The organism is Nocardia sp. CA-120079 (assembly GCF_050955745.1).
Classification (GTDB): domain Bacteria; phylum Actinomycetota; class Actinomycetes; order Mycobacteriales; family Mycobacteriaceae; genus Nocardia.
On sequence record NZ_CP192088.1, the window covers coordinates 8,510,364 to 8,521,923 of the forward strand.

The window sequence follows — 11,560 nt, forward strand, 5'->3', positions numbered from 1 at the left end:
GCCGCTGCTCGCCGACCTGCGCGGATTCTCGAAAAGGTGATCTGACGAGGCCACCCATCGGCGACGATTACCTCGACCCGATTTTTCGATCCGAGGAGCGCAGATGGCCAACGATTGGAACCAGAACATCATCGCGGAGTTCCGTGCGAACGCGGGCAAGGTCGGCGGCCCGTTCGAGGGCAAGGATCTGCTGCTGCTCACCACGACCGGCGCGAAAACCGGACTGCCGCGGACGAATCCGGCGGCCTATATCCGCGACGGCAATCGTTTGGTGATCATCGCGTCCAAGGCGGGCGCACCCGATAACCCGGACTGGTATCACAATCTGCGGGCGAATCCGAAGGTCACGCTGGAGATCGGCACCGAGACCATCGAGGCGACAGCCACCCCGATCACCGGCGGCCCGGAACGCGATCGGCTCTATGCGGCGATGGTGGAGGTCATGCCGGGCTTCGCCGAATACGAGACCAAGACGGATCGGGTGATTCCCGTCGTCGCGCTGGAACCCAGCGCCTAAACCGCTGAGCGACGACCGGTCCAGACGGTCACCGTGAACAGCAGAACGCCGAGCACCGCCAGCCCCGCCCCGACGGTCGCGGGTGCGGTGTAGCCGAGACCCGCCGCGATGACGAGTCCACCCAACCACGCGCCCGCCGCATTGGCGATATTGAGGGCCGCGTGATTGAGCGCCGCTGCGAGGGTCTGGGCGTCGGCGGCGACATCCATCAGCCGGGTCTGCAGACCAGGCGCGAGCGCCGCACCCGATGCGCCGATGAAGAACGCGCCGATCGCCGCCGTGTACGGATTGTGCGCGGCGGCAACGAATCCCGCCAGAATGACGACCATGGCGATCATCGCGACGTAGATTGCCCGGTCGACGCCGCGATCGGCCAGGATGCCGCCGACGATATTGCCCGCGACCATCCCGAGTCCGAAGAGCATGAGCACGAACGGCACCAGGCCGAGCCGCAGACCGGCCACATCGGTCAGGGTCGTGGTGATATAGGTGTAGACGGCGAACATGCCGCCGAAGCCGATCGCGCCGACCAACAGGGTCAGCAGCACCTGCGAGCGACGCAGGGCGCCGAGTTCGGTCATCGGGTTGGTGATCCGGATGCCGTGCAGCTGCGGAACGAATCGGATCAGGGCCGCGACGGTGGCGATACCGATCACCGCCACCACCACGAAGGCATCGCGCCAGCCGAGATGCTGGCCCAGCCAGGTCGCACTGGGAACGCCGACAACATTGGCGGCGCTCAAACCCAGCATAACCGCGGCAACCGCCTTGGCACGCTGTCCTACCGGTGCCAATGTGGCAGCGGCCAGCGAGGCGACACCGAAGTACGCACCGTGCGGCAGTCCGGAAACGAACCGCGCGATCACCAGAGTTTCGAACGTCGGCGCGATAACCGTCGCCGCATTGCCGATAGTGAACGCCACCATCAGGGCGACGAGCAGACGTTTGCGCGGCACCCGCGCGGCGAGTGCGGCGATCAGCGGTGCGCCGACGACGACACCGAGCGCATACGCCGATACGGCATGACCTGCCGTCGGCTCGGATACCCGCATGGCGCTCGCGATATCGGGCAGTAAACCCATGGTGACGAATTCGGTTGTGCCGATTCCGAATCCACCGAGAGCCAGCGCGAGCATCGCCGGAATATGCCAGCCGGTCCGCTCGGCCTCGGGTGCTGGGGTCTGCGTCGCAACGGTACTGGTCACGTATTCATGTAACCGGCCGGCGACCGCCTCCGCTTCCCGCGCAAAGGTGAGTTCCCCCACGTCAGCCTCGAGAAATCGAAAGCGCCGCCCACATACCGCGCATTCCGGGCAGCACATGCCAACAGCGCGGCGATTCCCGCACAAATACTGCGATCCCGAGCACTTCACATCGAACGCCGAACACGACTCGTGAAACAGTGCGGGCACCCGTACCACCGGTGTGGCGCGGGTGCCCGTATGTCGCGCCCGGCGCTGGCTCTTGCCCAGCGCCGGGTATTCAGATCAACCGGTCAGCGCAGGGCGCGGGCCAGGTTGGCGTCGAGCGCACCGAGGAACTCCTCGGTGGTCAGGTAGCCCTGATCGCCGCCGACGAGCAGCGCAAGGTCCTTGGTCATCTGGCCGCCCTCGACGGTCTTGATGACGACATCCTCGAGTGTCTGCGCGAAACCGATCACCTCGGGGGTGTTGTCCAGCTTGCCGCGGTGCTCGAGGCCGCGGGTCCAGGCGAAGATCGACGCGATCGGGTTGGTCGAGGTCGGCTTGCCCTGCTGGTGCTGGCGGTAGTGCCGGGTGACGGTGCCGTGCGCGGCCTCGGCCTCACAGGTCCGGCCGTCCGGGGTGAGCAGTACCGAGGTCATCAGGCCGAGCGAGCCGAAGCCCTGGGCCACGGTGTCGGACTGCACGTCGCCGTCGTAGTTCTTGCAGGCCCAGACGTAGCCGCCCTCCCACTTCATGGAGGAGGCGACCATATCGTCGATCAGACGGTGCTCGTAGGTGAGTCCGGCCGCGTCGAACTGGGTCTTGAACTCGGCATCGAACACCTCCTGGAAGGTGTCCTTGAACATGCCGTCGTAGGCCTTGAGGATGGTGTTCTTGGTCGACATGTAGACCGGGTAATTCTGCTGCAGGCCGTAGTTGAACGAGGCCCGCGCGAAGTCCTCGATGGACTTCTTGAAGTTGTACATACCCATCACGACGCCGCCGTCCTCGGGCATCTGCACGACCTCGTGCACGATCGGCTCGCTGCCGTCCTCGGGGGTGAAGGTGAGGGTGACGGTGCCGCCCTGGAACACCTTGAAGTCGGTGGCGCGGTACTGGTCGCCGAACGCGTGACGGCCGATGATGATCGGCTTGGTCCAGCCGGGGACCAGACGCGGCACATTCGAGATGATGATCGGCGCGCGGAAGATGGTTCCGCCGAGGATGTTGCGGATGGTGCCGTTGGGCGAGCGCCACATCTTCTTCAGGCCGAATTCCTCGACCCGGGCCTCATCCGGAGTGATCGTGGCGCACTTGACGCCGACACCGTGCTCCTTGATCGCATTCGCGGCGTCGATCGTGACCTGGTCGTCTGTCTTGTCCCGATATTCGATGCCGAGGTCGTAATACTCGAGGTTCACATCGAGATACGGGTGGATCAGCTTGTCCTTGATGAACTGCCAGATGATCCGGGTCATCTCGTCGCCGTCGAGTTCGACGACGGTGCCTTCAACCTTGATCTTGGACATGGATCTTCGTGTCCTCCTAGGATGGTGCCCTTATTGCACGGCCAGGCGAACACGCTTGTGAGCGGACCCCAGCTGTTCCAACAGACAACGTATATGTCCCGCGTTGTCCGCGAGACGAGTGGTGCAAACAAGACAAGCGTACTGCTGCCATTGTTCTCACCGCGCGGGCAGCCCCCCATGTGAAGCTGCCCGAAATTGTTACCGACAAGTAGGTCGGAGCCTGCCGAAATAGCGATGTCCGGGCATCCCATCGGACACCCGGACATCGCTATTTAAGGATCAGACCGCGACCGGAATCCGCGCGTCTTGCTCGGATCCCTCGATCAGGTTTTCCGGCTTGTCCCGAATCATCAACGCGATCACCGGAATTGCCGCGAGGAAGAAGCCGGCGCCGACATAGAACGCCACGTCGTAGCTGTGGATCGAAGCGCGGGCTATCAGGTTGTCCACCGTCGGATTGTTCTGCGCGAAGGTCTTGGCCGTCTGCACCGAAATGGTGGTGAGCAGTGCGGTACCGACCGCGCCACCGACCTGCTGTGCCGCATTCAACAGCGCACTGGCCACACCCGAGTCCTCCTCCTCGACCTGATGCAGCGCGACGGTCTGCATCCCGACGAACAGCGGGCCCATACCGAGCGCGATCAGCAGCTGCGCGGGCAGCACGCCGACCGAGTAGCTGTCGCCATAGCTCAGCTGCGCCAGCCACACCAGACCGAGCACACCGAGCACGGCCCCGGCCACCATCAGCGGGCGCGGGCCCAGCTTCGGCAGCAGCGCGCTGGTGACACCGGCGGAGATCGCGATGCCCGCCGGGAACGGCAGGAAGGCGAAACCGGCCTTCAGCGACGAGTAGCCGAGGGTGATCTGGAAGTAGTAGCTCAGGAACAGGAACATCGCGAACATCGCGATCGGGATCAGCAACGCCGCCAGGAAGGCGCCACCGCGGTTGATCTCACCCGGAATATGCAGCGGCAGCAGCGGATTCGACGAGCGACGCTCGATGGCGACGAAGGCGATCAGCAGGGCGACACCGATGACGAGCAGCCCGAGGGTGCTGCCGGCCAGCCAGCCGTCCTCGGCGGCGCGGCTGAATCCGTACACGATGGCGATCAGACCGAGCGTCACGGTGACGGCGCCGGGCACGTCATAGCCGCCGGTGCGCGGTGTCGGCACATCCTTCACCACGAAGGCCAGCGCGCCGAGCAGCGCGAGCAATGCGATCGGGGTGTTCACCAGCAGGCACCAGCGCCAGGAGGCGTATTCGGTCAGCGCGCCACCCGCGATCAGGCCGAGTGCCGCACCACCCGCGGAGATACCGGCGAAGACGCCGAACGCGGTCGCGCGCTCCTTGGCCTCGGTGAAGGTCACCGAGAGCAGTGACAGTGCCGCGGGCGCGAGCAGCGCCGCGAACGCACCCTGCAGCGCCCGTCCGGCGAACAGCTCCGCACCGTTCTGCGCCAGGCCCGCCACCGCGGACGCACCGGCGAAGCCGACCAGGCCGACGATGAATATCCGACGCCGCCCGAGGTAGTCGGCCAGCCGTCCGCCGAGCAGCAGCAGACCGCCGAAGATCAGCGTGTAGGCGGTCAGCATCCACTGCCGATTGCCGTCGCTGATGTCGAGATCCTGCTGGGCGAAGGGCAGCGAGATGGTCACGATAGTGGCGTCGAGAACCACCATGAGCTGGGCCAATGCGATCACCCCCAGGGCCAGCCAGCGCGCCGAACTCGTTTGCTTCTCCAGAACTTCCACCGCTGTCGCAGTCTCGCTCACCTTGGTCTCCTCGTCCGAAGTTCGTTGCAGCCATCCTGTCATCAGCAGACATTTGTCGTCAAGAGAAAAATGTCGCACTACGACATTTGGCCGTTAAAGACACAAACCGTCCCGATTGCGCTAACATGAGGACATGCTCGAGTCATCGACGCCGATCGGCGCGAGCGCCACAGCCGAGGACGCTGTGCGCGCCCCAGCGAACCCAGGGCCCAGCGCGCCCGGCGGTCCGGGGTTGCGCGAGCGCAAGAAGCAGCAGACCCGGTTGCGCATCATCGAGGTGGCGCTCGACCTATGCGACGCACAGGGATTCGACGCGACGACGGTCGAACAGATCGCGGACCGTGCGGATGTGTCCCCGCGCACGATCAACCGGTATTTCGACAGCAAAGAGGCCATCGTCCTCGGGCCGGTCAAGGATTTCGGACTCGCGATCGCCGAATGCCTGCGTGGACTGCCGGTCACCGGCAATGAGCTGCAATCGCTGCGCGAGGCCTTCCTGCTGGTCGTCGACCAGGCCGCGGTGAATACCGAGGGACCACTGTCGTTCCGGCGCTTCCAGCAGATGCAGCGGATCCTGCGCAGCAGTCCGACGGTCAGTGCGCAGAGCATGGAACTGGCCGACGACAAGAACGCCGCGATCGCCGACGCGATCGCCGAGCGACTCGGCACCCAGTCCGATGCGCTGCCGGTGCAGCTGGTCGTCGGCGCCTGGCAGCTGATCGGCCACCTCAGCATGGAGTGCCAGAACTCGATCTTCGACGAGGAAGACACCGCTGCGGCCGCCGCGGAGGCCCGCGCCGGATTCACCACGTCGTACGACGAGTTCATGCGTGTATGCACCGGGCAGCCCGCGACCGAACCGGCGGACAACCGGTAACGGATTTCAGTCGCCGACCGCGCGCCGGTTACCATGTCCGTCAGGTCATGAGTGCCAGCGCGAAGCCCCGGCTTGCTGGACGGCAACCCTCCAGCAGCGGTGGGGTGCTCCGGGTGATGACCGGGCTCTCGATGGTCGAGAGCAAGCGCGCACTTCAGGAGGTATTTCCGATGAGTTGTTGTCCGTTACCCAGATCCCGATAAGACCTGTCGGCGAACAACCCTTTGGAGCACGACATGAGTGACCCCATCGCGTCCGCGGCCGCACTCCCGGTCTACCGGACCACGGCCCGGTTCAGTCGGGTAGCTAGCATCGAGGATGTGCGTGCCCTCGTGATCACCCCGGCATCGGCAACGCACTGTCGGCAGCGGGCTGTTTTCACGGCGGCAACGACGTGAGCGAGCGAACCATCAACACAGCACCCTCGGTCGCGACGGAGCCGAGCGCTAGCGAGGCGGAGTCGTGACCGTGACCGACCCGAGTACCGCGCGTTCGTCCGCAGTGGCCCTGCCACCGCCGGACGGGAGGCTCGGCATCATTGCCATCGGGGACGTGCGACTGGAGAGCGGCGCAGTCATCCCGGACGTTCATCTGGCCGTCCAGCGCTGGGGTGAGCTCTCCCCCGCACTGGACAACGTGGTGCTCGTCGAGCACGCGCTGACCGGCGATTCGCATGTCGTCGGGGTGCCCGACGATATCCATCCGATGCCCGGCTGGTGGGACGGCATGGTTGGGCCGGGCGCACCGGTCGATACCGACGAATGGTGCGTCATCGCGACGAATGTGCTCGGCGGCTGCAAGGGCAGCACCGGCCCCTCCACGCTGGCGCCGGACGGAAAGCCTTGGGGTGCAAGGTTTCCGGAGATCTCGATCCGCGATCAGGTGACCGCGGAAGCGGCGCTGCTCGATCTGCTCGGCATCGAACGCCTGGCCGCCGTCGTCGGCGGTTCGATGGGCGGCATGCGGGTGCTGGAGTGGATGGTCGGCGCGCCGGAACGGGTCAGTTCCGCACTGGTACTCGCCGTCGGCGCACGCGCCACCGCCGACCAGATCGGCACGCAGACAACGCAAATCGCCGCCATCAAGGCCGATCCGGACTGGCAGGGCGGCGACTACCACGACACCGATCGCGCCCCGACGACCGGCATGGGCATCGCCCGCCGCATCGCGCACCTGACCTACCGCACCGAGGGCGAACTCGATCACCGCTTCGAGAACAATGCGCAGGGCGACGAGGATCCGCGCAACGGCGGCCGCTATGCGGTACAGAGCTATCTGGACCACCAGGCCGAAAAGCTTTGCAGCCGTTTCGATCCCGCCACCTACGTGCTACTGACCGAGGCGATGAACCGACACGATATCGGCCGCGGGCGCGGCGGCATCGCGGCCGCCCTCGCCGCCACCCCGGTACCGTGCGTGGTCGGCGGCGTCGACTCGGATCGCTTGTACCCGTTGCGAACTCAACAGGAACTGGCCGACGGACTGCCGGGCTGCGAGGGCCTGGAGATCGTGCACTCCCGCGACGGCCACGACGGCTTTCTCACCGAAGCCGCCGCCGTATCCAAATTGCTCACCGAAACAATGCGACTGGCGCAAGTCGGTCGCAACAGCTGAAAGTTCGGCGTCCCCATCACTGCTTCGACTGTGCGGCGGGGGCGCCGACGAGCAGTTGGACGATGGAGTGGACGAAGCCTTCCAATCGCTCGCGCGGATACTCGTCCGGCGCGCTGACCGCAAGCCTGCCGAGCATTTCGGCGACGCTCAGCACCGCATTGGCAAGTAGTGCGGAATCCATTCCCGCCCAACGCGGATCGAGTGCGATACCCATGCTGACCAGGGATTCGGCCTGGGTGAAGATACCGGTACGGGAATCGGCGAGTGCCGCACGGTATTCGTCGGGGGCGCTGCCTGGCGTGGCCAGGATGAGGCGCCAGCGCGTCGGATTCTCCAGTGCGACACCGACGAACGCTTCGACCGTGGCCGAGGCCGCTGCCACCGGATCGGCACCGAGCAGATCGGTGGGCAAGGTCGCGGCGACCTGCTCGAGACCGCGTTCGCGTTCGCGTTCCAGCAGTGCCGCAACGAGTTCCGCGCGAGTCTTGAACACGGTGTACAGCACCGGTTTTCCGACGCCCGCCTCCTGCGCGACCGCCTCCATGCTCAGCTGGTGCAACTCCACCCTGCTCAACACCGCGTAGGCGGCGTCGAGCAGTTGGACGCGGCGCTCCTCGGGAGGTAGGCGTGGCGCGTATCGCCGTCGCGGCCGGTCCGGCGCGGTGCGCGATTCCGTCACTGTCGATGCACCTCCATTCGCGTCCATCCTGTCAGCATCGGCCTCCGATTATGGAAATCCATCCGAGAACAAATGCTACGCGACCGTTGTATTGCCGCGCCGCAATTGCTACGGTTGCGTTGCATTCGCCGATCCAGGAGGGCGAGCAGGCAAAGGAGCAGCAGATGTCCTTCGATCCGACCACTCTTCGCCGGGACGACTACGGGTTCTTCGGCCCGGATTCGCCCAGCTGGAAGATCTGGACCGCGCCGACCGCCGTGATCGGATTCCAGCGCGCGGTGGTACTCGAGCACTTCGATCCGTTCCTGACCGCGGCCGTGGCCGATTCGCAGGGCATCTACACCGACCCGCGCAGCCGGCTGGACCACACCTTCGCCTACTTCCTGCTCGTCGCGATCGCCGACGGCCGTACAGCCATCGAGGCCTCGGAACATCTGATGCAGGTGCACGCGCCGATGACCGGCATCGAACCGATCAGTGGCCGGCGCTACAGCGCGAACAGTCCGGACACCCAGCTGTGGATCCACATCACCGGCTGGCATTCGGTACTCAAGGCCTACGAGGTCTTCGGTCCCGGTCCGCTCGGCCCGGAGGAAGAGGCGCGCTACTGGCGCGAGTGCGCGATCGCCGCCGAACTGCAGACCTGCAAGCCGGAGGATGTGCCGCGCTCTCGCGAGGAGGTGCGCGCGTACTTCGCGAAGGTCCGCCCGAGCCTGTGCACCTCCGAGCGTGCCGAGGAGGGCATGCACCACCTGCTGTGGACCTCGCCGCGCAACGGCGCGGGCATCGGTTACGCCCTCGGCAGTCGGCTACTGTCCCTGGCTTCGGTTGCCACACTGCCGAAATGGATGCGCAAGCTCGGCCGCTTCGATCGCTGGGGAATCGTCGATCTGCTCGTCCAACCGGCCGCGAAGACCATCGTGTGGGGCAGCGCCGCATTCAACTCGTTCGGCCTGATCGCCGCCGCACCATTCATCGCACCGATGGCGGGTCGGATCCTGGAGCAGCACCTGAAGGGCGAGCCGCCGGCCCGGCTGGAGACGATTACGCCGAGCGAGGCGCGCCGGTTGTACGGCGGGCGCGGTCGGCGCGCGATAGCCGAGGTCGGCTAGCGGGCGGCGCGACGTGCGGCTTCGATGCGGTTGATATTGACCTCGATCCAGTCGCGCAGCGCCGCGATCGGGGTGCGCAGGCTGCGGCCGAGGTCGGTGAGGTCGTAGTCGACGCGCGGCGGCACGGTGGGATGCACTGTGCGCGTGACGAATCCGTCGGTTTCCAGCTGACGCAGGGTTTGCGTGAGCATTTTCTGTGAGATGCCCTCGACGCGTCGGTGCAGATCGGTGTAGCGCATGGTGCCCTCGGCGAGCGCGTCCACGATGAGCACAGTCCATTTACCAGCGACATGGTCGAGCACCTGCCGGGTGGGGCACTTCGCCGAGTAGACATCTGCAGGCAGCCCGCTGGCCTCGATCACTGTACGCACCTTTCGGAGTGTAGCGCACTATTTAGTGCTGTCTTCCTAATAGTTCATCACTCTCCGATAGTAAGAATCATGAACACACAGACACTTTCGGTTCCCGCCGCGATCCGCGCCCGTCGCACCACCCGCCACTACCGTCCGGATCCGGTACCCCGCGAACTACTCGACGAACTGCTGGATCTGGCCGTCGAGGCACCTACCGCGTGGAATATGCAGGATCGGTCGATCGTGTTGGTGACCAGCGCGTCCGGCCGCCGCGACCTGTCGAACGCCGCCTTCGGCCAGCCACAACCGCTGGAGGCCCCGGTAGTGCTGGTCTTCGTCGCCGAGACAGCGGCATGGCAGGCCGAGAATGCCGATATCGCCGAACTGGCCGCACGCAACGGCGCGTGGAATGCGGATTTCACCGCAATGTTCCACTCGCGCAGCGAATTCCACTCGCTGCAACAGCGCGGACTCACCCGCGAGAACGCCGTGAAGAATGCGATGATCGCCGCGACCTATGTCATGCTCGCCGCCACCAGCCTCGGCCTGTCGTCGGCCCCGATGAACGGCTGGGATCCGGACCTGGTCAAGAAGGCCATCGGTATCGAGAACCGCCCCGACCTTGCCATCGCGGTCATGGTCGCGATCGGCTACAGCGACACCACCGCGCCGCATCCGGGTCGCCGCCCACGCGAACGCACCGTATTCACCGAGCGATACCCGTCGAGCCGGAGCTGACATCGTATTTCGGCACTGGTGAAATCGCGGCTCCGCAAGATCATGGAAGCCGCTGTTTCACCGCGCTCGACGGAAGCAGCCGCGACCGGTAGCTGCCGACGAAAGTTGTTGTGCCTCAGCCGACACCGAGACCGAACTGGTGACGCATAAGGTATACGTGGGCCGATGGATGTTGCCTTGACTCGGGGAGTCGCCGATGTGCAGACTGGGCCGATATCGCACCGTCTCAGCTCGGCGGGCATTCCGGTTCATGGACGACATCGGGGGTAAGACCATGCGTATTCATCGTGCCGTACTGACATTCGCGCTGCTCGGCGCGGTGTTCACCGGTGTCACGGGGTGCTCGGACGAGCCGACCGAGACCACCCGGCCAGCGGCGTCCACGACCACCCTGCCACCGGCGCCGACCGTCCTCGGCCCGCTCGGCTTCGGCGAACTGCGACTCGGGATGAGCCGGAGCGAGGCCGAGGCCACCGGTGAAATCGCGGCCTTCGACGACACCAACGATCCGCCCGGTTGCGGCCGCTATACCGCACGAGCCGGTTGGCAGGGTTTCACCAACAAGGGCGAGATAGTCGCGATCATGCCCGGCAAACTTCCGGTCCGTACCCCCGAGGGCATAGCCGTCGGCTCCACTGTCGACGAAGTGCGCGCCGCCTATCCCACGCTCGAGATCGGCTACAACTGGAGTTCCGCCGTGGTACCCGACCAACCCGCGCGCTACGGCTTCCTCGGCATCTACCGGAATATGCCCGCCGATGCCAAGGTCACCCAGCTCATGCTCTACAACGACAGGGACACCTGCCACAACTGATATGCGCGGGAAGATCGCTGCGGCCTCAGCCGACGCCGAGCGTATTGATCGTCGCGGCGATGAAGACGATGGCGCTGCCGAGCAGGCTCAGTGCGGCGACATCGAACGGCTTGCTGCGCACGGCGAGCAGTCCGACCCGGGCTGTCGGCAGGCAGAGTCGGAAGGTGGCCGCGAGCAGGGCCGCACCGCCGAAGAACAGCGCGCCGCGACGCCAGCGATCCCAGGCAACGAATACGACCGCGAGCAGAATGACCGCCGTCACGACCAGCATGGGCAGGTGGCAGCGCAGGAACTGCGCACCCGGGCTGGTCCGGTCGGACTGCCGTTCGGCGGCAGACGAGTCAACGTCGGTCACGCCCCGATTCTTGCA

13 protein-coding genes and 1 riboswitch are annotated in these 11,560 nt (G+C 65.6%); of the genes, 7 read left to right on the forward strand and 6 right to left on the reverse strand.

Going from position 1 to position 11,560, the window contains the following annotated elements:
• The first annotated feature begins 103 nt into the window (after positions 1-103).
• Positions 104-517: a nitroreductase family deazaflavin-dependent oxidoreductase gene (locus ACQPYR_RS38755; protein WP_433624445.1), complete on the forward strand. Its 414-nt coding sequence runs from the start codon at positions 104-106 to the stop codon at positions 515-517.
• Here ACQPYR_RS38755 and ACQPYR_RS38760 read toward each other — a convergent pair.
• The 3 genes from ACQPYR_RS38760 to ACQPYR_RS38770 form a co-directional block, all read right to left on the reverse strand.
• Positions 514-1,722 carry an MFS transporter gene (locus tag ACQPYR_RS38760; protein WP_433624447.1) on the reverse strand — a complete coding sequence of 403 codons (1,209 nt, stop codon included), beginning with the start codon at positions 1,720-1,722 and terminating at the stop codon, positions 514-516. The two genes, ACQPYR_RS38755 and ACQPYR_RS38760, sit on opposite strands and share 4 nt — an antisense overlap.
• Before the next feature lie 290 nt (positions 1,723-2,012).
• On the reverse strand, positions 2,013-3,230 hold the full coding sequence (locus tag ACQPYR_RS38765) for an NADP-dependent isocitrate dehydrogenase (protein WP_433523049.1): 1,218 nt from the start codon (positions 3,228-3,230) through the stop codon (positions 2,013-2,015).
• Between the two features lie 279 nt (positions 3,231-3,509).
• Complete coding sequence (locus ACQPYR_RS38770) at positions 3,510-5,003, reverse strand: MFS transporter (protein ID WP_433624449.1); 1,494 nt, start codon at positions 5,001-5,003, stop codon at positions 3,510-3,512.
• Positions 5,004-5,136: 133 nt separating this feature from the next.
• On the opposite strand from ACQPYR_RS38770, the gene ACQPYR_RS38775 reads away from it, so the two are divergent.
• The 3 genes from ACQPYR_RS38775 to metX all read left to right on the forward strand — a co-directional run bounded on the left by ACQPYR_RS38775 (position 5,137) and on the right by metX (position 7,494).
• The gene (locus ACQPYR_RS38775) at positions 5,137-5,880 is read left to right on the forward strand and encodes a TetR family transcriptional regulator (RefSeq protein ID WP_433624451.1); all 744 of its coding nucleotides are present in this window, start codon (positions 5,137-5,139) and stop codon (positions 5,878-5,880) included.
• 43 nt (positions 5,881-5,923) lie between these two features.
• A riboswitch (SAM riboswitch) is annotated at positions 5,924-6,034 on the forward strand.
• Between the two features lie 82 nt (positions 6,035-6,116).
• On the forward strand, positions 6,117-6,278 hold the full coding sequence (locus ACQPYR_RS38780; RefSeq protein ID WP_433624453.1) for a hypothetical protein: 162 nt from the start codon (positions 6,117-6,119) through the stop codon (positions 6,276-6,278).
• Between the two features lie 103 nt (positions 6,279-6,381).
• A complete protein-coding gene (gene metX, locus ACQPYR_RS38785) occupies positions 6,382-7,494 on the forward strand; it encodes a homoserine O-acetyltransferase MetX (RefSeq protein WP_433635360.1) in 1,113 nt (370 codons plus the stop codon).
• A gap of 16 nt (positions 7,495-7,510) precedes the next feature.
• Here metX and ACQPYR_RS38790 read toward each other — a convergent pair whose 3' ends face one another.
• Positions 7,511-8,200 (reverse strand): TetR/AcrR family transcriptional regulator, encoded by a 690-nt coding sequence (locus tag ACQPYR_RS38790; protein WP_433624455.1) that lies wholly within the window; start codon positions 8,198-8,200, stop codon positions 7,511-7,513.
• Positions 8,201-8,337: 137 nt separating this feature from the next.
• Between ACQPYR_RS38790 and ACQPYR_RS38795 the strand changes: the two genes are divergently transcribed.
• Positions 8,338-9,285: an oxygenase MpaB family protein gene (locus tag ACQPYR_RS38795; protein WP_433624457.1), complete on the forward strand. Its 948-nt coding sequence runs from the start codon at positions 8,338-8,340 to the stop codon at positions 9,283-9,285.
• Here the strand turns inward: ACQPYR_RS38795 and ACQPYR_RS38800 are convergent.
• Entirely contained in the window at positions 9,282-9,656 is a 375-nt protein-coding gene (locus tag ACQPYR_RS38800; protein ID WP_433624459.1) for a winged helix-turn-helix transcriptional regulator, read from the reverse strand. The genes ACQPYR_RS38795 and ACQPYR_RS38800 overlap by 4 nt on opposite strands.
• Before the next feature lie 69 nt (positions 9,657-9,725).
• Here ACQPYR_RS38800 and ACQPYR_RS38805 point away from each other — a divergent pair, with 69 nt between their 5' ends.
• Both ACQPYR_RS38805 and ACQPYR_RS38810 read left to right on the forward strand, forming a co-directional pair.
• Entirely contained in the window at positions 9,726-10,376 is a 651-nt protein-coding gene (locus tag ACQPYR_RS38805) for a nitroreductase family protein (RefSeq protein WP_433624461.1), read from the forward strand.
• 250 nt (positions 10,377-10,626) lie between these two features.
• Positions 10,627-11,190: a hypothetical protein gene (locus tag ACQPYR_RS38810; protein WP_433624463.1), complete on the forward strand. Its 564-nt coding sequence runs from the start codon at positions 10,627-10,629 to the stop codon at positions 11,188-11,190.
• Between the two features lie 25 nt (positions 11,191-11,215).
• Here the strand turns inward: ACQPYR_RS38810 and ACQPYR_RS38815 are convergent, their stop codons facing one another.
• On the reverse strand, positions 11,216-11,461 hold the full coding sequence (locus tag ACQPYR_RS38815; protein ID WP_083897680.1) for a DUF3017 domain-containing protein: 246 nt from the start codon (positions 11,459-11,461) through the stop codon (positions 11,216-11,218).
• Positions 11,462-11,560 lie beyond the last annotated feature (99 nt).

Coding starts and splice junctions, on each gene's coding strand:
- ACQPYR_RS38815 (WP_083897680.1), bottom strand. CDS start 11,461: ATGCTGGTCGTGACGGCGGTCATTCTGCTCGCGGTCGTATTCGTTGCC.
- ACQPYR_RS38780 (WP_433624453.1), top strand. CDS start 6,117: ATGAGTGACCCCATCGCGTCCGCGGCCGCACTCCCGGTCTACCGGACC.
- ACQPYR_RS38810 (WP_433624463.1), top strand. CDS start 10,627: ATGGACGACATCGGGGGTAAGACCATGCGTATTCATCGTGCCGTACTG.
- ACQPYR_RS38765 (WP_433523049.1), bottom strand. CDS start 3,230: ATGTCCAAGATCAAGGTTGAAGGCACCGTCGTCGAACTCGACGGCGAC.
- ACQPYR_RS38790 (WP_433624455.1), bottom strand. CDS start 8,200: ATGGACGCGAATGGAGGTGCATCGACAGTGACGGAATCGCGCACCGCG.
- ACQPYR_RS38795 (WP_433624457.1), top strand. CDS start 8,338: ATGTCCTTCGATCCGACCACTCTTCGCCGGGACGACTACGGGTTCTTC.
- ACQPYR_RS38755 (WP_433624445.1), top strand. CDS start 104: ATGGCCAACGATTGGAACCAGAACATCATCGCGGAGTTCCGTGCGAAC.
- ACQPYR_RS38805 (WP_433624461.1), top strand. CDS start 9,726: ATGAACACACAGACACTTTCGGTTCCCGCCGCGATCCGCGCCCGTCGC.
- ACQPYR_RS38775 (WP_433624451.1), top strand. CDS start 5,137: ATGCTCGAGTCATCGACGCCGATCGGCGCGAGCGCCACAGCCGAGGAC.